This is a genomic window from Streptomyces sp. NPDC035033, assembly GCF_040636735.1.
In the GTDB taxonomy this organism is placed as follows: Bacteria; Actinomycetota; Actinomycetes; order Streptomycetales; family Streptomycetaceae; genus Streptomyces.
Genome location: NZ_JBEZUZ010000080.1, coordinates 19,675 through 38,334 on the forward strand (window position 1 = coordinate 19,675; position 18,660 = coordinate 38,334).

Annotated in this window: 17 protein-coding genes; 7 read left to right on the forward strand and 10 right to left on the reverse strand. The window is 72.9% G+C overall.

Features of this window, described 5'->3' with window-relative positions; all coding sequences use genetic code 11:
* Positions 1-104 precede the first annotated feature (104 nt).
* The 3 genes from AB0E83_RS27020 to mscL all read left to right on the forward strand — a co-directional run bounded on the left by AB0E83_RS27020 (position 105) and on the right by mscL (position 2,225).
* Positions 105-986 carry an S-methyl-5'-thioadenosine phosphorylase gene (locus AB0E83_RS27020; protein WP_362117088.1) on the forward strand — a complete coding sequence of 294 codons (882 nt, stop codon included), beginning with the start codon at positions 105-107 and terminating at the stop codon, positions 984-986.
* Between the two features lie 99 nt (positions 987-1,085).
* Positions 1,086-1,622, forward strand: a complete 537-nt coding sequence (locus tag AB0E83_RS27025) for a hypothetical protein (RefSeq protein WP_362117091.1) — start codon at positions 1,086-1,088, stop codon at positions 1,620-1,622.
* 114 nt (positions 1,623-1,736) lie between these two features.
* Positions 1,737-2,225: a large conductance mechanosensitive channel protein MscL gene (mscL, locus tag AB0E83_RS27030; protein ID WP_362117094.1), complete on the forward strand. Its 489-nt coding sequence runs from the start codon at positions 1,737-1,739 to the stop codon at positions 2,223-2,225.
* 19 nt (positions 2,226-2,244) lie between these two features.
* On the opposite strand, the gene AB0E83_RS27035 is transcribed toward mscL, so the two are convergent.
* The 9 genes from AB0E83_RS27035 to AB0E83_RS27075 form a co-directional block, all read right to left on the reverse strand.
* Complete coding sequence (locus AB0E83_RS27035; RefSeq protein WP_362117096.1) at positions 2,245-2,463, reverse strand: hypothetical protein; 219 nt, start codon at positions 2,461-2,463, stop codon at positions 2,245-2,247.
* Between the two features lie 57 nt (positions 2,464-2,520).
* Positions 2,521-2,922 carry a hypothetical protein gene (locus AB0E83_RS27040; protein WP_362117098.1) on the reverse strand — a complete coding sequence of 134 codons (402 nt, stop codon included), beginning with the start codon at positions 2,920-2,922 and terminating at the stop codon, positions 2,521-2,523.
* On the reverse strand, positions 2,919-3,569 hold the full coding sequence (locus AB0E83_RS27045) for a Rieske (2Fe-2S) protein (RefSeq protein WP_362117101.1): 651 nt from the start codon (positions 3,567-3,569) through the stop codon (positions 2,919-2,921). Before AB0E83_RS27045 ends, AB0E83_RS27040 begins: the two co-directional genes overlap by 4 nt.
* Positions 3,566-4,165, reverse strand: coding sequence for a 4Fe-4S dicluster domain-containing protein (locus AB0E83_RS27050; protein ID WP_030494762.1), 600 nt, complete (start codon positions 4,163-4,165; stop codon positions 3,566-3,568). Before AB0E83_RS27050 ends, AB0E83_RS27045 begins: the two co-directional genes overlap by 4 nt.
* A 6-nt stretch (positions 4,166-4,171) precedes the next feature.
* Positions 4,172-6,484: a molybdopterin oxidoreductase family protein gene (locus tag AB0E83_RS27055; RefSeq protein ID WP_362117104.1), complete on the reverse strand. Its 2,313-nt coding sequence runs from the start codon at positions 6,482-6,484 to the stop codon at positions 4,172-4,174.
* A complete protein-coding gene (locus AB0E83_RS27060; RefSeq protein ID WP_362117107.1) occupies positions 6,485-7,612 on the reverse strand; it encodes an MFS transporter in 1,128 nt (375 codons plus the stop codon).
* 111 nt (positions 7,613-7,723) lie between these two features.
* Positions 7,724-8,569, reverse strand: coding sequence for a pyruvate formate-lyase-activating protein (pflA, locus tag AB0E83_RS27065; RefSeq protein WP_362117110.1), 846 nt, complete (start codon positions 8,567-8,569; stop codon positions 7,724-7,726).
* A 109-nt stretch (positions 8,570-8,678) separates the two neighbouring features.
* On the reverse strand, positions 8,679-10,958 hold the full coding sequence (pflB, locus tag AB0E83_RS27070) for a formate C-acetyltransferase (protein WP_362117113.1): 2,280 nt from the start codon (positions 10,956-10,958) through the stop codon (positions 8,679-8,681).
* Between the two features lie 167 nt (positions 10,959-11,125).
* Positions 11,126-12,547, reverse strand: coding sequence for a NarK family nitrate/nitrite MFS transporter (locus AB0E83_RS27075; protein ID WP_362117116.1), 1,422 nt, complete (start codon positions 12,545-12,547; stop codon positions 11,126-11,128).
* A gap of 315 nt (positions 12,548-12,862) precedes the next feature.
* Here AB0E83_RS27075 and AB0E83_RS27080 point away from each other — a divergent pair, with 315 nt between their 5' ends.
* The 3 genes from AB0E83_RS27080 to AB0E83_RS27090 all read left to right on the forward strand — a co-directional run bounded on the left by AB0E83_RS27080 (position 12,863) and on the right by AB0E83_RS27090 (position 16,244).
* A complete protein-coding gene (locus AB0E83_RS27080) occupies positions 12,863-14,041 on the forward strand; it encodes a low temperature requirement protein A (protein WP_362117119.1) in 1,179 nt (392 codons plus the stop codon).
* Positions 14,042-14,198: 157 nt separating this feature from the next.
* Complete coding sequence (locus tag AB0E83_RS27085) at positions 14,199-15,341, forward strand: P1 family peptidase (protein ID WP_362117122.1); 1,143 nt, start codon at positions 14,199-14,201, stop codon at positions 15,339-15,341.
* Positions 15,342-15,467: 126 nt separating this feature from the next.
* Complete coding sequence (locus AB0E83_RS27090; RefSeq protein WP_362117125.1) at positions 15,468-16,244, forward strand: DUF6227 family protein; 777 nt, start codon at positions 15,468-15,470, stop codon at positions 16,242-16,244.
* 25 nt (positions 16,245-16,269) lie between these two features.
* On the opposite strand, the gene AB0E83_RS27095 is transcribed toward AB0E83_RS27090, so the two are convergent.
* Positions 16,270-17,346, reverse strand: a complete 1,077-nt coding sequence (locus tag AB0E83_RS27095; RefSeq protein WP_362117128.1) for a glycosyltransferase — start codon at positions 17,344-17,346, stop codon at positions 16,270-16,272.
* Positions 17,347-17,668: 322 nt separating this feature from the next.
* On the opposite strand from AB0E83_RS27095, the gene AB0E83_RS27100 reads away from it, so the two are divergent.
* Positions 17,669-18,544, forward strand: coding sequence for a hypothetical protein (locus AB0E83_RS27100; RefSeq protein ID WP_362117131.1), 876 nt, complete (start codon positions 17,669-17,671; stop codon positions 18,542-18,544).
* Positions 18,545-18,660: the final 116 nt, after the last annotated feature.

Sequence of the window (18,660 nt, forward strand, 5' to 3'; positions counted from 1 at the left end):
GGCGGGCAGGGCCGGTGCGGCGGGACGGCAGGACGGGGCGGTACGGCGGGGCGGGACCGGCCGGGACGGTTCCGGCGGCGGAGGCGCTGCGTAGGGTGACGTCCATGGCGACGACTCCCGGCTCCAGCGCGGGCCCCGACGACGACCGGGCCGACCACTACGCCGAGATCGGCGTGATCGGCGGCTCCGGCTTCTACTCCTTCCTCGACGACGTCCGCGAGGTCCCCGTCACCACCCCCTACGGCGACCCCAGCGACTCCCTCTTCCTCGGCGAGGTGGCGGGCCGGCGGGTCGCCTTCCTCCCCCGCCACGGCCGCGACCACCGCATCCCCCCGCACCGCATCGACTACCGCGCCAACCTCTGGGCCCTCCGCTCCCTCGGCGTCCGCCAGGTCCTCGGCCCCTGCGCCGTCGGCGGGCTGCGCCCCGAGTACGGCCCCGGCACCCTCCTCGTCCCCGACCAGCTGGTCGACCGGACGAAGAACCGCGCCCAAACCTACTTCGACGGCGAACCGCGCCCCGACGGCGCCGTCCCGAACGTCGTCCACGTCTCCTTCGCCGACCCCTACTGCCCCGACGGGCGGCAGGCCGCGCTCAAGGCCGCCCGCGGCCGGGACTGGCAGGCCGTGGACGGCGGCACCCTCGTCGTCGTCGAGGGCCCCCGCTTCTCCACCCGCGCCGAGTCCCGCTGGCACGCCGCCAACGGCTGGTCCGTCGTCGGCATGACCGGCCACCCCGAAGCCGTCCTCGCCCGCGAACTCGGCCTCTGCTACACCTCCCTCACCCTCGTCACCGACCTCGACGCCGGCACCGAGACCGGCGAGGGCGTCTCCCACACCGAGGTCCTGCGCGTCTTCGGCGAGAACATCGGCCGGCTCCGCGACGTCCTCTTCGACGCGATCGCCGCCCTCCCGGCCACGGCGGACCGCGACTGTCTCTGCACCCATGCCCACGACGGCTGGGACCTCGGCATCGAACTGCCGTAGAAACCGGTAAACCACCCGCGGGGGCGGCCGAGTTGTCCACAGGACGCGGGTCGTCCACAGGCCGGAGCGGGATCGCGGCGCGGGCGGGACAGTGACCGCATGAACACGACGCGTACGACCCCCGCCCTCCCCGCCCCTTGCGAGGTGCCCGACTTCCCGCCGCTGCGGGTCCGCGGCGGGCGGTTCCGGCCGCGGCTGCGCCGCGCGCCCGGCGCGCTCCTCGTCCTCACGGCCGCGGCGCTCGTCCTGACCGCCGCCCTGCCCTCCGGCCCGCCCTCCCCGCCGGGGCGGTACGACCCCGGGGCGCGCCCCGTCTCCGCGCCCGCGGCCCGCGCCCCCGCCCCGGTCCGGCTCGTCTCCGCGCCCGTGCGGATCGCGGACGCGGACGCCGTGCGGCTCCTGCGCGCCGGCGACCGGGTGGACGTCATCGCCGCGCCGGCCGTCAACTCCCCGCTCGGGGGCGGCGACAGCGCGGTGCGGGTGGTGGCGCGGGCCGCCCGAGTGGCCGAAGTCCCCCGGCCGGGTGAGACTCGTTCGGACGGAGGGGCGTTGATCGTCCTGGCCGTACCCCGGGCGACGGCGACGGCGCTGGCAGGTGCCGGTGTCACGTCCCAACTGGCGGTGACGGTGTGCTGATTCGCACGGACTCACTGTCAAGTCACCGTCCCGTGTGTACGGATTGGACGGCTCTGTGCCCCTCACGGCCTAATGGCTCCGCACACAGCAGCACATCCGAAGAAAGGCACCTCGGTGGCCGAGAAGAAGGAAAGCGTGCTGGAGGGCTTCAAGGCCTTCCTGATGCGCGGGAACGTGATCGACCTCGCGGTGGCGGTCGTCATCGGTGCCGCGTTCACCAACATCGTGAACTCGGTGGTCAAGGGGGTCATCAACCCGCTGGTGGGGGCCTTCGGCACCAAGGACCTGGAGAGCTACCAGTCCTGCCTCAAGGGTCCCTGCCAGATCGACGAGGCCGGCAACGTGGTCTCCGGCATCCCGATCATGTGGGGCACCGTCCTCAGCGCGGTCCTCAGCTTCCTCATCACCGCCGCGGTCGTCTACTTCCTGATGGTCCTGCCGATGGCCAAGGTCCTCGCCAAGCGCGCCGCGCAGGAGAAGCGGAAGGAGAGCGTGGAGGAGGTCATCGAGGTCAGCGAGCTGGAGGTGCTCAAGGAGATCCGCGACCACCTGGTCGGGCAGCGCGGCCCGGGCAGCGACAAGGGGGCGCACTCCACCTCCTGAGCGGAGGGACGCTCCGGCGTCAGAGGTGGTGCGGCGGCTTCTCGTCGAGGAAGCGCGCGAGGTCGGCGGCGCTGCCGCCGGCCGGAGCCCGCTCGCCCCACCCGCGGTCCGTGTCGTCCGCGGACTGCACGTCGAGCGGATCGTCGAAGACGATCACCGGCTTCGGGGGGTTCTCGGAATTCGGCCGAACGCCGGTCGGCTTCGCGTCTCGCGGTCCGTGGGCGGGGGCGGTGCTCATGTCTTCAGGGTACGCCCGCTCCCCCGCCCCGGTCCCGCCCGATCAGCCGCCTTCCGGTCAGCGGTCCTTCGGGTCCAGCGCCCACAGGCCGAGGACCACCAGGAACGACAGGACGAGGAAACCGGCGCCCCACCACGCGGTGCCGGTGTCACCGGTCATCCACTCGTCCACCACGATGGTCAGCCCCCACAGCTGGCCGATCACCACCGTGAGCGCCAGCGCCAGCCGCGCCGACAGCTTCGAGGAGCGCTCCGGTTCCTGCTCCGTGCCCGCCCCGGGACCCGGCCCCGTGTGCCGGATCCGCGGGTCGCCGTACCCGCTGGTGGGCCGGATCTGCGGATAGCGCTCGCGCACCGGCCGGTTCAGCCGCGGCTGCGCGCTGCCCGGGCGGTACGCGGGCGGCCGGTCCGCCGGCGGCCGCGGGGCCTCCGGGTCGCGGGGGAACGAGCTGTCCGTCATGAGCGTGCGCTCCTCTCGACGGCGGCGGTGCCGGCGGCGGGGTCGGTCTGGGCGCGGCACAGGCGCAGGGCGTCGCCCTGCTGGCGGCACAGGCCCTCCTCCAGGCTCTCGCCGGAGCGGGCGGTGCCGATGGCCCAGACGCTGCCGTCGGCCTGCTCGATCAGGACGACCTTGGGCAGGCCGCGCGGCGGCGGGCCGGCCGTGACCTCTCCCGTACGGGCGTCGAAGACCCCCTCGTGGCAGGGGCAGTACAGCTCGCCCTCGCTGCCCCGGTCCCTGCGCCAGAGCACGGCGCAGGCGAGGTGGGTGCAGACGGCCGAGTAGCCGGCGAGGGTGCCGTCCTCCATGCGGACCGCGATCGCCCGGTCCTCGTCGCCGGGGTAGCGGAAGGCGAGGGACTCGCCGGGCAGGATCCGGTCGGCGATCCGCTTCGGTTCGGGCGCCCCGTCGCTGTCGCCGTGCCGGTGCAGGATCCCGGAGGCCACGGCGACACCGCCGACGGCGAGGCCGCCGGAGACCGTGGCGACGATCCGCAGGTAGTCGCGGCGGGTGGTGAGGGAGTCCGCGGCGATCCGGTCGTGCAGCGCCTCCTGGGCGGCGTCGGCCCCGGCCTCGGGCGCGGGCGGCTGCGGGTCGGTGACGCTCATCGGACGTCCTTTCCGTTGATCTGGACGACCGGGAGACCGCCGGGCACGGGCCACTGGACCTTGTCGGCGGGGACGACCATCGCCACGCCGGTGGTGACGGTGGTGCTGCCGAAGGTGAAGGAGTCGGCGACCTGGACGCCGGGGCGCTCGGCGCGGAGCTCGTCGAGGGTGCCGTAGAAGAGGGCGCCGGTGGGGCAGACGGTGGCGCACATGGGGGCGAGGCCGTAGGCGGTGCGGTCGTAACAGAGGTTGCACTTCATCTGGAGCTTCGCCTGGAGGTCGATCTTCGGCACGCCGAAGGGGCAGGCGTTGACGCAGTTGGCGCAGCCGATGCAGCGGGTGGTGTCGGCCTGCTGCACGACCCCGTCGGCGGTCACCAGGATCGCGTCGGCGGGGCAGACCTCGGCGCAGGGGGCGACGGGGTCCTCGCAGTGCATGCAGACGGTGGGAAGGGAGGCGACGGAGTGGCCTTCGTCGGGGTAGTCGAGATGGATCATCGACTTGCCGCGGTGCGAGTCGCATTCGCGGCAGGCGGAGACGCAGGCCTGGCAGCCGATGCAGCGGCCCGGGTCGATGAAGATCGTGCGGCCCATCATGTGCGGTCAGCTCCTCTCCGCGGTGCCACGGCCCTGCGGGGACGTGGGGGGCAGGGGGTCGGTGCGGGCGACCTGGGTCTCGGGGTAGGCGAGCCGCCCGGGGGCGGTCGGCGGGGCGGGCACCTCGTCGACGCGTTCGGCGGCCTCGATCCGGGCCGCGCAGACCTTGTACTCGGGGATCTTCGAGCGGGGGTCGAGCGCGTCGATGGTGAGCGCGTTCGCCGCGGTGGGCACGGGCCAGTGGTAGGGGACGAAGACGGTGTCGGGGCGGATGGCCTCGGTGACCAGGGCGGGGAAGACCTCGCTGCCGCGGCGGGTGACGACCCGGACCGGGTCGCCGTTGCGGAAGCCGTGCGAGGGGTGGACCTCGACCCAGGGCCGGGGCGTCTGTTCGACGAGGGCGCCGAGCCGGCGGGTCTGGTTGCCGGAGAGGAAGTGGGCGACGGTCCGGCCGGTGGTGAGCGAGAGCGGGTACTCCTCGCTGTACGGGTCCATCGGCGGGTGCCACTCGACGACCTGCAGGTGGATCTTGCCGTCGGGGTGGTAGGTGCGCCCGTCCTCGAAGAGGCGGGGGGTGCCGGGGTGGTCGGTGGTGGGGCAGGGCCAGGCGATGCCGCCGGTCTCCTCCAGGCGCTCGTAGGTGATGCCGTAGTAGTCGTTGACGGTGCCGGCGGAGGCGATCCGCAGCTCCTCGAAGACGGAGCGGGAGTCGGGGAAGGCGAACTTGTCGCCGGCGCCGAGCCGCTTGGCGAGCTCACAGATGACCCAGGTGTCGGTGCGGACGCCGGCCGGCGGCTCCTGGGCCTTGTTGTGCTTGACGACGCGGGCCTCGGCGTTGGCCATGACGCCCTCGTCCTCGGCCCAGACGGTGACGGGGAAGACGACGTGGGCGTTGGCGGCGGTCTCGGAGAGGAAGAAGTCGAACTGGGCGTGGAACTGGAGGGTGTCGTAACCCTCCTTGACCGTGGCGTAGTTCGGGAGGGAGACGAAGGGGTTGTTGCAGATGCCGATGAGGCCGCGGATCTCGGCGCGCTGCATCTGCCAGACCATCTCCATCATGGAGGTGCCGGCGGGCGGGAGTTCGGACTCCTCGATGCCCCAGATCTCGCAGATCTGGCGGCGGTGCTCGGGGTTGGAGATGGAGCGCCCGCCGGGCAGGAGGTCGGACTTCTGGCCGTGCTCGCGGCCGCCCTGGCCGTTGCCCTGGCCGGTGATGGTGCCGTAGCCGGCGCCGGGCTTCCCGATGTTCCCGGTGGCGACGCACAGGTTGATGATGGTGAGGCAGTTCTCGACGCCCTGGGAGTGGTGCTCGACGCCGCGGGCGTGCCAGGCCATGGCCTTGTCCGCGCCGGCGAACATGCGGGCGACCTGGACGATCTGCTCCTCGGGGACGCCGCAGATCCGCGCGGAGCGGGACGGCGGGTACTCGGCGACGGTGGCCCTGACCTCGTCCCAGCCGGTGGTGTGGGCGGCGAGGTACGCCTCGTCGGTGAGCCCTTCGGCGACGATCACGTGCAGCACCGCGTTGAAGAAGGCCGAGTCGGTGCCGGGCTTGAGGGCGACGTGGACGTCGGCGGTGCGGGCGATGGCGGTCTGCCGGGGGTCGACCACGATGAGGGTGGCGCCGCGGTCGCGGGCCCCCCACAGGTACTGGGTCATCACCGGGAAGCACTCGCCGACGTTGGAGCCGGCGATGAGGAGGCAGTCGGTGAGGAGGATGTCGGAGAAGGGGTTGCCGGCCCGGTCGATGCCGAAGGCGAGCTTGTTGGCGCCGGCGGCGGAGACCATGCACAGGCGCCCGTTGTAGTCGACGTGCCTGGTCTTCAGCGCGACCCGGGCGAACTTGCCGACGAGGTAGGTCTTCTCGGAGTAGAGGCTGGCCCCGCCGAGCAGCCCGAAGGCGTCGTTGCCGTACTCGGCCTGGATGCGGCGGATCTCGGCGACCGTGTGGTCGAGCGCCTCCTCCCAGCCGACCTCCCGGAACGGCTCGTCGCGGTTCCGGCGCAGGAGCGGGGCGGTGAGCCGGTCGGGGTGGTTGACCTGCTGGTAGGCGTTGATGCCCTTGGGGCAGAGCCGCATCCGGTTGATGTCGTGGTTGCGGGGTTCGACGCCGAAGACCTTGCCGGCGCGGTCGACCCGCAGGTACATCCCGCACTGCACGCCGCAGAAGCAGCAGTGGGTGGGGACGAGGGTCTCCTCGTTCTGGTCGGCGTGCCAGCGGTCGGCGGGGATCCCCCCGGCGTCCCGGAAGTTCCGCGTCCCGGGCGGGGCGACGGAGGGGTCGAGCGGCACTGCCCGGGAGGGGTCGGTCGCGGTCACTTACTTGAAGCCCTTCTTGACGTGGTCGAGGTAGGCGTTGCCGCGGAGGACGCGCTTGCAGCGGGGGCAGTACTCGGCCCATTCGTCGAAGCCGAGCTTGAGGTCCTTCATGGTGCCGCGCAGGTTGTCGACGTACTCGGGGGTGTCGATGGGCTCGTGGCAGCGTCGGCAGTCCTTCAGCTCCTCGTCCTTGCGGCGGGAGGTGTACTTGAAGAGCTGCATGCCGACGGCGGCGGGCCGCTGGACGATGTGGAAGAACTTCCCGAAGGGGATGTAGATGAGGGTGAAGACGACCGAGACCATGTGGAGGATCGCCAGGAACTCGTAGCCGCCGCCGTGCAGGAAGATCGACGAGAAGGTGAGCAGCAGGCCGGTGACCGAGATGACGATCAGGGCGATCAGCGGGATCAGGTCGTAGGCGAAGCGCTGGCCGGTGATGGCGCCGCGGTCCTTCATGCGCCGCCACAGGAAGTAGGAGGCGCCGGCGATGACGAGGACGGCGGCGATGTCCAGGCCGTGGAACATGAGCCAGCCGATGATGTTGAGCGAGTCGAAGCCGAGGACCTTGAAGCCCCAGATCCGCATCTCGTAGCCGGGTCCGTCGCCGGTGCCGGAGGTGAAGGTGAACCAGCCCCAGGTGAGGGGGAAGGTGATGAGCGCGGCGAGGACGCAGCCCCAGAAGAGGAGCTGGTGGGCGGCCCAGCGGGCGTGCGAGCGGGCGCCGAGGAACTTCTGGAAGCCGAGGTAGGTGGCGATCATCTTCGGCAGGGCGGTGGGGGCCCGGCGGAAGTTCGCGGCGGAGAAGAAGGAACGCCAGCCCTGGCGGAAGAGGCGCCGGGCGCCGGGGGCGGAGATCCAGACGGTGTAGCGGTAGGCGACGCCGAAGGCGAGGAAGACGGTGGCGACGGCGTAGGGCAGCAGGGCCGAGTCGAAGTCGCGCAGCAGTCGGCTGCCGAGGACGATCGCGAGGATCAGCAGGGCGGAGACGGCGGTGCCGGCGAGGACGGCGCGGCGGCGGACGGCCGCGGGGGTCTGGGGTGCCGGCGCGGCCGCGGTGGCACCCGGCGCGGGTCTTGCGGGGCCGTCCGGCGCGGGGAGGGGCTCGGCGGTCTGCGGTGGCTCGGTCACGGGGCCACGGTAGGACGTATGTACCCATTGAGCCTGTTTTGCCCCTCGGAGGAGTGAACGTGTCGCGGGACGGTCCGGGAGCGCCCCGCGGGCCGGAGGGCGGGGGGAGGTTCAGACGGCGTCCAGGCCGTGGGCCCGGAAGACCTCGCGGACGGCCGCGACCTGCTCGGGGCCCGGCGACGGGGTGTCGTGGAGGGTGAAGGGCCTGCCCAGCGCCTGCCACTTGGCCTCGCCCAGCTTGTGGAAGGGGAGGACGTCGACGCGGGAGACGTTGCCGAGTCCGGCGGCGAAGGCGGCGACGCCCTCGACGTCGGCCGGGTCGTCGGTGAGACCGGGGACGAGGACGAACCGGACGTGCACCTCCTGGCCGAGGTCGGCGAGGCGGCGGGCGAAGTCCAGGGTGGGCCGCAGCGGCCGGCCGGTGACCTTCCGGTACGTCTCCGGGTTCCAGGACTTGATGTCGAGGAGGACGAGGTCGGTGTCGCGCAGCAGGGCGTCGGTGGCGCGGACGCCGAGGAAACCGGAGGTGTCGAGGGCGGTGTGCAGGCCCAGCTCGTGCTTGAGGCGGTGCAGCAGCTCGCCGGTGAAGACGGGCTGGAGGAGGGGTTCCCCGCCGGAGACGGTGGCACCGCCGCCGGAGACGGAGATGAAGCGGACGTACTTGGACGCCTCGGCGATCACGTCGTCGGCGGAGGTCCGCTTGCCGTCGCGCATCCGCCAGGTGTCCGGGTTGTGGCAGTAGAGGCAGGTCAGCGGGCAGCCGGAGAGGAAGGTGACGAAGCGGGTGCCGGGCCCGTCGACGCCGGTGGACAGGTCCCAGGAGTGCACCGAGCCCTCGGAGGGCCGGTGGGTCGCGGCGGCCGCCGGCGTGACCGCCCGGACCGGGGCGGCGGGGCGGGCCGGGGCGGCGGGGCGGACGGGGGCGGCGGGGACGTCCGGACCGAGAAGCGTGGCCATGGCGGGGCCTCCTGGGGGAGGAAGGGCGGTGGGTGGGGCGGGGAGGGGTGGGGCTGGGGGGAGGGGGGGAGGGGCCCCCTCCCCCCCTTTCTCTTTTCCGGGGTGGGGCTCAGAGGGAGCCGTGGAAGGTCCGGTTCAGGACGTCGAGCTGCTGTTCGCGGGTGAGGCGGACGAAGTTCACCGCGTAGCCGGAGACCCGGATGGTGAGCTGGGGGTGGTTCTCCGGGTGCTCCATGGCGTCCATCAGCACGTCGCGGTCGAGGACGTTGACGTTCATGTGGAAGCCGTCGCTCGCCATGTAGCCGTCGAGGACGCCGGCGAGGTTCTTGACGCGTTCTCCGGGGGTGCGGCCCAGGCCGTCGGGGGTGACGGTGCTGGTGAGCGAGATGCCGTCCTCGGCGTCCTCGTACGGCAGCTTGGCGACCGACAGGGCGGAGGCCACGTAGCCGTGGGTGTCGCGGCCGTTCATGGGGTTGGCGCCCGGGGAGAACGGTTCGCCGGCGCGGCGGCCGTCGGGGGTGTTGCCGGTCTTCTTGCCGTAGACGACGTTCGAGGTGATGGTGAGGACGGACTGGGTGTGCTCGGCGTCGCGGTAGGTCGGGTGCTTGCGGACCTTCCGCATGAACTCCTCGACCAGCCGGACGGCGATCTCGTCGGCCCGCTCGTCGTTGTTGCCGTAGGCCGGGTAGTCGCCCTCCACCACGTAGTCGACGGCGAGGCCGGTCTCGTCGCGGACCGGGGTGACCTTCGCGTACTTGATGGCGGCGAGGGAGTCGGCGGCGACCGAGAGGCCGGCGATGCCGCAGGCCATGGTGCGGCGCACGTCGCGGTCGTGGAGCGCCATCTCGATCCGCTCGTACGCGTACTTGTCGTGCATGAAGTGGATGACGTTCAGGGCGTGGACGTAGACGTTCGCGAGCCACTCCATCTGCTCGTCGAACCTGGCCATGACCTCGTCGTAGTCGAGGACCTCGGAGGCGATGGCGCCGGTGGCGGGGCCGACCTGGGCGCCGGACTTCTCGTCGCGGCCGCCGTTGATCGCGTACAGGAGGGTCTTGGCGAGGTTCACGCGGGCGCCGAAGAACTGCATCTGCTTGCCGACGGGCATCGCCGAGACGCAGCAGGCGATGGCGGTGTCGTCGCCGAAGCGGGGGCGCATCAGCTCGTCCGACTCGTACTGCACCGACGAGGTGTCGATGGAGACCTTCGCGCAGAACTCCTTGAAGCCCTGCGGGAGGGCCGGCGACCAGAAGACGGTCATGTTCGGCTCGGGCGCCGGGCCGAGGTTGTAGAGGGTCTGGAGGTAGCGGAAGGAGGTCTTGGTGACGAGCGGGCGGCCGTCCTCGCCCATGCCGGCGATCGACTCGGTGACCCAGGTCGGGTCGCCGGAGAACAGCTCGTCGTACTCGGGGGTGCGCAGGAAGCGGACGATGCGGAGCTTGATGATGAAGTCGTCGACGAGTTCCTGGGCCTGCTCCTCGGTGAGGAGGCCGGCCTCGATGTCGCGCTGGAGGTAGACGTCGACGAAGGTGGAGGTGCGGCCGAGCGACATCGCGGCGCCGTTCTGCTCCTTCACGGCGGCCAGGTAGGCGAAGTACAGCCACTGGATCGCCTCGCGGCCGGTGGTGGCGGGGCCGGAGACGTCGTAGCCGTACGAGGCGGCCATCGTCTTCAGTTCGCCGAGGGCCCTGATCTGCTCGGCCAGTTCCTCGCGGAGCCGGATGGTCTCCTCCAGGGAGCGGCCGCCGGCCGGGAGGGCGTCGAGTTCGGCCTTCTCGTCCCGCTTGACCGCGATGAGGCGGTCGACGCCGTAGAGGGCGACGCGGCGGTAGTCGCCGATGATGCGGCCGCGGCCGTAGGCGTCGGGGAGGCCGGTGACGACGCCGGCCTTGCGGGCGGCGCGGATCTCCGGGGTGTACGCGTCGAAGACGCCGGCGTTGTGGGTCTTGCGGTACTCGGTGAAGACCTTCTCCAGCTCCGGCGAGACCGGGTAGCCGTAGGTCTCCAGGGCGCCGGCGACCATCCGCCAGCCGCCGTAGGGCATGATCGCCCGCTTCAGCGGGGCGTCGGTCTGGAGGCCGACGATGAGCTCCTTGTCGCGGTCGATCCAGCCGGGGGCGTGGGCGGTGATGGTGGAGGGGACGTCGTACGCGACGTCGTACACGCCCTTGGCGCGCTCCTCGGGGAACCTGTCCGTGATCGCCTTCCACACGGCGGTGGTCCGCTCGGTGGGGCCGGCGAGGAAGGAGTCGTCGCCCTCGTACGGGGTGTAGTTCTGCTGGATGAAGTCGCGGACGTCGATGGCGTCGCGCCAGAGCCCGCCCTTGAAGCCCTTCCAGGCGCCGTCGTTCACCGTTGCCTCAGCAGGGGTCGCAGTCACTGCCCGCACCGCCTTCTCGATCGCTCGAATCAGCTTTTTCGCTTGCCTCCATTGCACTCCTTCTGATCGATCATTTCGGGCGGCGATGGTCACCTCTCGATGGCCCAAGGTCCCGCCCCGGGCGTGCGGAAAGGCCCCGCCGGGGCGGGGCCTTTCTCGGGGTCGGCGGGGCCGGCTCAGCTGGGTGCCTCGGCGCCCTTGCGGGCGTAGAACCACCAGGTCACGGCCATGCAGCTGACGTAGAAGGCGACGAAGCCCCACATCGCGCTGGTGACGGCGACCGAGCCGAAGAGGGCCGGGATGAAGAAGAAGCCGTAGGCGGCGATCGCGGAGGTGAAGCCGGTGACCGCGCCCGATTCCATCTCGGCCTGCTTGAGGGCCCCGGCGTGTTCGGGGGTGCCCTCGGTGAGGCCCTTCAGGTGGGTGCCGCGGAAGATCACCGGGATCTGGCGGAAGGTCGAGCCGTTGCCGATGCCGGAGAAGAGGAACGCGGCGAGGAAGCAGAAGAAGAAGCCGTGGAAGTCGCCGCCGTCGCCGCCCGAGGGCAGGAAGGCGATCACGCCGGCGATCGAGGCGGCCATGCCGACGAAGGACAGGACGGTGACCCGGGCGCCGCCCCACCGGTCGGCGATCCAGCCGCCGGCCCAGCGGGCGAGGGCGCCCACGGCCGGGCCCATCCAGGCGTAGGTGGCGACGGAGTAGTCCGGGAAGGTGGTCTTGATCAGCATCGGCAGGGCGGCGGCGAAGCCGATGAAGGAGCCGAAGGTGCCGACGTACAGCCAGGTCATCAGCCAGGTGTGCTTGCGCTTGAAGATGATCTTCTGCTGCTTGAACGGGGTGGAGGCGACCTTCAGGTCGTTCTGGCCGAACCAGGCGACGGCGGCCAGGACGAGGACGACCGGGACCCAGACGAAGGCGGCGTTCTGGAGGTACACCGGGGTGCCGTCGGCCTTGTGCTGGGCGGAGCCGATGGCGATCGTCGACCAGGTGATGACGAGGGGGGTGAGGAGCTGGACGACGGAGACGCCGAGGTTGCCGAGGCCGCCGTTGATGCCGGTGGCGCTGCCCTTCTTCGCCTTGGGGAAGAAGAAGCCGATGTTGGCGAGGGAGGAGGCGAAGTTGGCGCCGCCGATGCCGCAGAGGGCGGCGATGACGACCATCACGCCGTACGGGGTGGTGGGGTCCTGGATGGCGACGCCCAGCCAGAGCAGCGGGACGACGAGGACGGCCGTCGACAGGGCGGTGAACCGCCGCTGGCCGATCATCGGGCCGAGGAAGGTGTAGAGGATCCGGGCGGTGCCGCCGGTGAGGCCGGGGACGGCGGTCAGCCAGAACAGCTGCGAGGTGGAGAAGCCGAAGCCGACGTCCTTCAGGTTGGTCGCGGTGACCGACCAGACCTGCCAGACGACGAAGGCGACGAGGAGGGCGGGGACCGCGATCCACAGGTTGCGGCGGGCGACCTTCTTTCCGAACGACTTCCAGAAGAGTTCGTTCTCCGGCTCCCAGTCGGTGACGGTCCGGCCGGGGCGGTACTGCTCCGTGTCGTACGAGGCGGGTGACCCGCCCGTGGTCCTGCTGTCCTGGACTACGGAACTCATGGCGCTTCCCTGACTTCCCTGACGTTCATGAGCCTTTTCGAGGCTTTTCCCTTGCCTTTCCAGGCTCCGCCGGGGGCCGGGGCGGCGTCAGTGCCGATGGTCGCGAGGGCGGGCGGGCCTAGGTCGGCTTCCGCGGCGGCCCTAGGTCCCGGCGGGTGCGGGCCGGTCGGGCCCCGGCGGGGCGGGAGGGTGCGGGCCGGTCGGGCCCCGGCGGGGGTGGGGGCGGCGTTCCGCGCGGCGGGAGGCGGCTGGGGCAGGGGGCGGCCTTCCGCGCGGCGGGAGGCGGCGGGGTGGGGGGCGTGCTGTCCTGGCCCCATGACGCAACCTTTCCTGCCGCTCACCGCCCGTTCCCGCGCGGAGGCGCACCGGACGGCCACGCCGCTGGAGCTCTTCTTCGACCTGTGTTTCGTCGTCGCCGTCGCCCAGGCGGGCGCGTCGCTCGTGCACGCGGTCGCCGAGGGGCACGCCGGCGAGGGCGTCGTGAACTACGCGATGGTCTTCTTCGCGATCTGGTGGGCCTGGATGAACTTCTCCTGGTTCGCCTCGGCCTACGACAACGACGACGTCCTGTACCGGGTGGTGACGCTCGTGCAGATCGCCGGTGTGCTGGTCCTCGCCGCCGGTGTCTCGCGGGCGTTCGAGGAGCACGACTTCCTCGTCGTCTACCTGGGCTACCTGGTGATGCGCCTCGCGCTCGCCTCGCAGTGGCTGCGGGCCGCGCGCCACGCGTCGTCGCCGGAGGAGCGGACGATGTGCCGGCGGTACGCGGGCGGGGTCCTGGCGGCGCAGGTCGGCTGGCTGGCGCTGCTGTTCGTGCCGGAGGGGGCCCGGCCGTGGGTGTTCCTGGTGATGGCGCTGGCGGAGCTGGCGGTGCCGGTGTACGCGGAGAAGGACGCGCCGAGCACCTGGCATCCGCACCACATCGCGGAGCGGTACGGGCTCTTCACGATCATCGTGCTCGGCGAGTCGGTGGCGGCGGCGACCGTGGCCGTGAAGACGGGGGTGGTGGAGAACGACGCCCTGAACGAGCTGCTGCCGATCGCGGCGGGCGGGCTGCTGATCGTCTTCGCCGCCTGGTGGATCTACTTCGTCGTCCCGGCGCACGACCGGCTGACCGACAGCCGGCAGGGCTTCCTGTGGGGGTACGGCCACTACGTGATCTTCGCGTCGGCGGCGGCGATCGGGGCGGGGCTGGAGATCGCGGTCGAGCAGGCCGTCGGCAAGGCCCACATCGGCGTGCTCGCCGCCTCGTTGTCGGTGACGGTTCCGACGGCGGTGTTCCTGCTGTCGGTGTGGCTGCTGCACGCCCGCCGCTTCAAGGTGGGGCTCGCCCAGCAGGCGGTGCTTCCGGGGGCGTCGGCGGCGGTCCTGCTGTGCTCCTTCGCGGGCCGCTGGGCGGTGCTCGCGGCCGGTCTGGTGGTGGCGGCCGCGGTGGCGGTCGGGGTGACGCTGACCGCGCGCACTCCGGCCACCGGGACGGCCCGTCCTTCCTGAGGGCTTCTCGTGACGGCCCGCGGGAGGCGGGCGGGGCGGAGCGGACGGCCGTGGCGGACGGCTGTGGCGGTCGGCCGTGGCGGACGGCTGTGGCGGACGGCCGTGGTGGGGGGCCGTGGCCGGTACCCGGGGCGGGGATCTGCGGTAGGAAGAGGACATGACAGAGGCTCCGGTGTTCTTCCCCGACGGCATCACCGACGTGCCGGGCGTGCGCGTCGGGCACGCGCGCGTGGCGGGGCCCCGGGCGCTCTCCGGGACCACCGTCGTCCTCGCCCCGGAGGGCGGGGCGGTGGCCGCCGTGGACGTGCGCGGCGGCGGGCCGGGGACCAGGGAGACGGACGCCCTCGACCCGAGGAACGTGGTCCAGCGGATCGACGCGGTCGTCCTGACCGGCGGCAGCGCGTACGGCCTGGAGGCCGCCGCCGGGGTGATGGCCTGGCTGGAGGAGCGGCACCGGGGGGTCAGGGTCGGGCCCGCACCGGAGCACGTGGTGCCGGTCGTGCCGGCCGCGTGCGTCTTCGACCTGGGCCGGGGCGGTGACTTCACGGCCCGGCCGGACGCCGCCACCGGCCGGGCCGCGGTGGAGGCCGCGGCGGCGGGCGGGGACCACGCGCGCGTGGCGGCGGGCGCGGTCGGCGCCGGGACCGGGGCGGTGGTCGGCGGGATGCGCGGCGGCGTCGGCACGGCGGGCCTCCGCCTGGAGTCGGGGATCACGGTCGGCGCCCTGGTGGTGGTGAACGCGGTCGGTTCGGCCGTCGACCCGGCCACCGGCGTCCTGTACGGCGGCCTCTTCGGGGACGATGCCGAGGGCGGTCCTGCCAGGGGCGACGCGGAGGGCGGTCCTGCCGGGGGCGGGTGGCCCGGCCGGCCGCCGCGCGAGGTCCACGAGGCGGCGGTCCGGCGGCTCGCCGAGGCGCGGGCCTCCTCCGTCCCGCCGCCGCTGAACACCACGCTCGCGGTGGTCGCCACGGACGCGGTCCTGACCCGTGCCCAGGCGCAGAAGCTGGCGGGCACGGCGCACGACGGCATCGCCCGCGCGATCCGGCCGGTGCACCTGATGAACGACGGCGACACCGTCTTCGCGCTCGCCACCGGGGTCCGGGACCTGCCCGCCGGGCCGGGGCCGCTCGCCCTGAACGAGCTGCTGGCCGCCGGCGCCGACCTGGTGACCCGGGCGATCGTCCGGGCGGTGCTCGCCGCCCCCGGGGGCCGGCGGGGTCCGGGCGGCGACTTCCCCTCGTACGGGGAGCTGTACGGCCCGGCCGGGGGCCCGTACTCCCGGTGGTCCCGGGGCGGTTGAGGGGGCCGGCCGTCCGGGAACTTCCGCCGGGGGCCCCTCGTTCTCCGTAACCCGACCCCGTTGTCGGACCCAGGGACTACGTTAAGCAAGCACCAAGTGACATGCGGCGACGGCCTGGAGACCCTCTTGAACGATCCGCGGGATCACCACGATCCGTACGAGACGACCGAGACGCACGTCGAGCGGCTGCTCGGCCGGGCGCTCAACTCCTTCGACCTGCCCGACGCGACGGTGGAGCGCCTGGAGTCGGCGCTCGCCCACTCCACCTCGCTGCACTCCTCGCACCACAGCTCCTCGCTGCGCCGCACCACCTACCGCCACGCCTATCTGCTGCCCGACGGCAGCGCCCTCGTCCTCTGGGAGCTCGTGCACAACGCCGGCCGGGACGGCACCGAGCAGCACGAGCTGTACGCGGAGGAGGCGGAGGTCCGGCTCGCCGCCTCCCGGCTGCCCGCGGGGCCGCTGCCGGAGTGGACCGTGGAGCGGGCCGACGGGCGTCCGCTCGGCGAGGACGACGACCTGGCCGCGCTGGGCGCGCTGCTCGCCCACCCGATACCGGCCCAGCCCCGGATGTACGTGCCGGACAACTCGGCGGACCACGCCCGCCGCGTCCTGCGCCGCGCGGAGAACGCGGACCGGCCCTCCGAGCGGACCGCCCGCCGGCTGCGGATCGCCTTCGCCCACCACATCACCCAGGTCTTCGGCCGCAACTGCCCCGTGGAGGGCGGCCGGGAGGTCGGCTTCACCCTCTACGAGCACCAGTTCCTGCTGCTCGACGGCACCGAGCTGAGCCTCTGGGAGGTCGAGCACACGGCCACGCCGGACGGCCGGCACATGTGCGAGGTGTACGAGTCGGAGGCCGCGGCCCGCGGGGCGATGGAGGCCCGCTCCCGCGTCCGCTGAGCCCCCGTCACCCGGGCGTGCCGGCTCAGGCCGGGGCTGGCACGCCCAGGGCCCGGACCGCGAACTCGCGGTTGGCGGCGGTCCGCTCGCGGTGCCGGGCGGGCAGGTCGGGCAGGGCGAGGAGCCGGTCGCAGGCGGCGAGCGAGGCCGCGTGGTCGCCGACCCAGTAGGCGGTGATCGAGTACTCGAAGAGCAGTCCCCAGCGGTAGACCCACGGGTGGAGGAAGAGCATGTCCTCGGTGGGCTCGGGCCGGTCGAGGACGGCCGACAGCAGGGCGTGGGCGGTGTGGTGGCGGCCGGCCGCGCGGTGCCGGGAGGCGAGTTCGTAGACCGCCTCCAGTCGCCGGGGGCGGGCCTCCCAGGCGCGGACGAGGGCGTCCTGCCCGGCCGGCCAGTCGCCCGACTCGGCGGCCAGCACCCCGGCCTGGAGGAGCGAGTAGTACACCTCCTCGCCCCAGCCGCCCATCGCCGCGCGCCGCTCGTAGAGGGCGATCGCCTCCCCCGTGCGGCCCAGGTCCCGCATGGTCTGGGCGAGGTAGAAGACCGTCCGCGTGTTGTCCGGGTCGCGGACGAGCTCGGCGCCGAGCAGCCGGGCGTCCCGCTCGAACTTGTCGTGCCGCGAGCCGCCGTCGGCGTGGTCCTCGATGACCAGCGCGTCCAGGTTCCGCTGCTCGTGGTCGCGGTCGGCGGTCAGGTATTCGTGGGTGACGCCCTCGTACCGCCACGGCAGGCCGGCCCGGACGAGGCGCTTGATCCGGTACTCCAGGTCCCCCTCGTGGCGCAGCATGTACGCGTCGGCCGTCAGCTCCGGCAGCGGTCCGTCCTGGCGCAGCACGTGGTCGGCGTCGAGGAGCAGCAGGAAGCCGTCCCGGCCGGCCGCGCCGAGCCGGGCCCGCGCGCGGGCGAGGTTCAGGCTGCGGTTGTGCCCGAAGTTCACCCAGGGCTCCTCGACGAGCTCGCCGGGGATCCCGTCGAGGACCTTCCTGATGAGGTCCTGGGTGCCGTCGGTGGAGCCGGTGTCGGAGATGACCCAGGTGTCCACGAGGTCGCGGACGGAGGCGAGACATCGCTCGATGACCGAGGACTCGTTCTTGACGATCATGCACAAGCAGAGGGACGGCCGCATGGCAACACCACTTCTCGCGGTTCGGTCGGGGGGCGACGGTAGGCACGGCCCTGCGGGGGCGCGGCGGCGGCACGCCGTGAGGGCCCTTCACGTTCGCCGTCGTGTACGCGTCCATTCGACTGTCACCGCTACGCCATGGCGTTGAGAGTGCCCCGGAACCCGTCAAGTCCCCGCGAAGGCGGTCCGATGACCTGATGGGAAGTTCATCCCACGATCCAGGCCCGGGCGGTGTGTCCGGGCGGATCCACCGGCTTTCGCGCCGGCGCCGATGGGTGCCGGCGGAGGAAGGAGCACCCTTATGCGTCCTGACCCCAGGACCCGGTCCCCGTTCGGCCCGCTGCCCCGGCGGCGTGTCTGGCTCGGCGGCGGCGCGCTGGCCTCGGCCGCGATCGTCCTCACCGGCTTCGCGCCGACCGCCTCCGCGTGGGGAACGCCGAAGACCCCGGCTTCGGAGTCGTCGGTGTCGAACCCGATGACGGGCTGCAAGCACCGGGCCCTTCCGGGTGCCCCGGACACCTCTTCCCTGGAGGAGGCCCTGGCTCAGGAGGGCCCCGGGGCCGACGCGCCGAGGACGGTCGCGGGCGGCACCACCGGCTGCAAGGGCCCGACCGGCCCCACGGGCCCGCGCGGCCCGCGTGGCCCGCGCGGCCCGAAGGGCGAGAAGGGCGACCCGGGCAAGCAGGGTCCGAAGGGCGACAGGGGCCCCCAGGGTCCGAAGGGCGACAGGGGCCCCACGGGCCCGACCGGACCGACGGGCCCGACCGGCCCCACCGGACCGACCGGCCCGTGCGTGGACATCGACACGTACAGCCCGTCCAACAGCGAGGACTTCCAGGCCGCGCTCTACGGCGGCAACGCGTTCGTCGGCAAGGCGGCCACGCCCGGCGGACCGATCGTGTGGCAGGACCTCACCAACACGGTGCCCACCATGACGGACCCGGCCAACCTGAACTACCCGGCCACCGCCTGCGGCATCGCCATCGAGGCCCAGGGCAACGACGCCTTCGTCAAGGTGATCACGCCCACCGGGGCCGTGTGGCAGACCCACGGCGACATCATGGGCAACACCTTCGTCTGGGACGAGCCCTGGGTGCAGCAGTCCACCCCGGTCCCGCTCCCGGTGCGCGCGGCGGACTTCAGGGGCGACCTGGCCCACGGCGACGCCGGCCGCTAGTCGGGAACGGCCGGAGGGGCGGGGGGGCCCCGGGGGGGGCCCCCCCCCCCGGGGGGTGCGCCCCCCCCCCGGCGGCGGGGGGTGCCGGGGCGTATCCCCCGGGGGCCGGGGGCGGG

Excerpts from the sequence above, each read along its gene's own strand:
- AB0E83_RS27020 (WP_362117088.1), top strand. The coding sequence starts at position 105 with ATGGCGACGACTCCCGGCTCCAGCGCGGGCCCCGACGACGACCGGGCC.
- AB0E83_RS27025 (WP_362117091.1), top strand. The coding sequence starts at position 1,086 with ATGAACACGACGCGTACGACCCCCGCCCTCCCCGCCCCTTGCGAGGTG.
- AB0E83_RS27035 (WP_362117096.1), bottom strand. The coding sequence starts at position 2,463 with ATGAGCACCGCCCCCGCCCACGGACCGCGAGACGCGAAGCCGACCGGC.
- AB0E83_RS27040 (WP_362117098.1), bottom strand. The coding sequence starts at position 2,922 with ATGACGGACAGCTCGTTCCCCCGCGACCCGGAGGCCCCGCGGCCGCCG.
- AB0E83_RS27045 (WP_362117101.1), bottom strand. The coding sequence starts at position 3,569 with ATGAGCGTCACCGACCCGCAGCCGCCCGCGCCCGAGGCCGGGGCCGAC.
- AB0E83_RS27050 (WP_030494762.1), bottom strand. The coding sequence starts at position 4,165 with ATGATGGGCCGCACGATCTTCATCGACCCGGGCCGCTGCATCGGCTGC.
- pflA (WP_362117110.1), bottom strand. The coding sequence starts at position 8,569 with ATGGCCACGCTTCTCGGTCCGGACGTCCCCGCCGCCCCCGTCCGCCCC.
- AB0E83_RS27075 (WP_362117116.1), bottom strand. The coding sequence starts at position 12,547 with ATGAGTTCCGTAGTCCAGGACAGCAGGACCACGGGCGGGTCACCCGCC.
- AB0E83_RS27080 (WP_362117119.1), top strand. The coding sequence starts at position 12,863 with ATGACGCAACCTTTCCTGCCGCTCACCGCCCGTTCCCGCGCGGAGGCG.
- AB0E83_RS27085 (WP_362117122.1), top strand. The coding sequence starts at position 14,199 with ATGACAGAGGCTCCGGTGTTCTTCCCCGACGGCATCACCGACGTGCCG.
- AB0E83_RS27095 (WP_362117128.1), bottom strand. The coding sequence starts at position 17,346 with ATGATCGTCAAGAACGAGTCCTCGGTCATCGAGCGATGTCTCGCCTCC.
- AB0E83_RS27100 (WP_362117131.1), top strand. The coding sequence starts at position 17,669 with ATGCGTCCTGACCCCAGGACCCGGTCCCCGTTCGGCCCGCTGCCCCGG.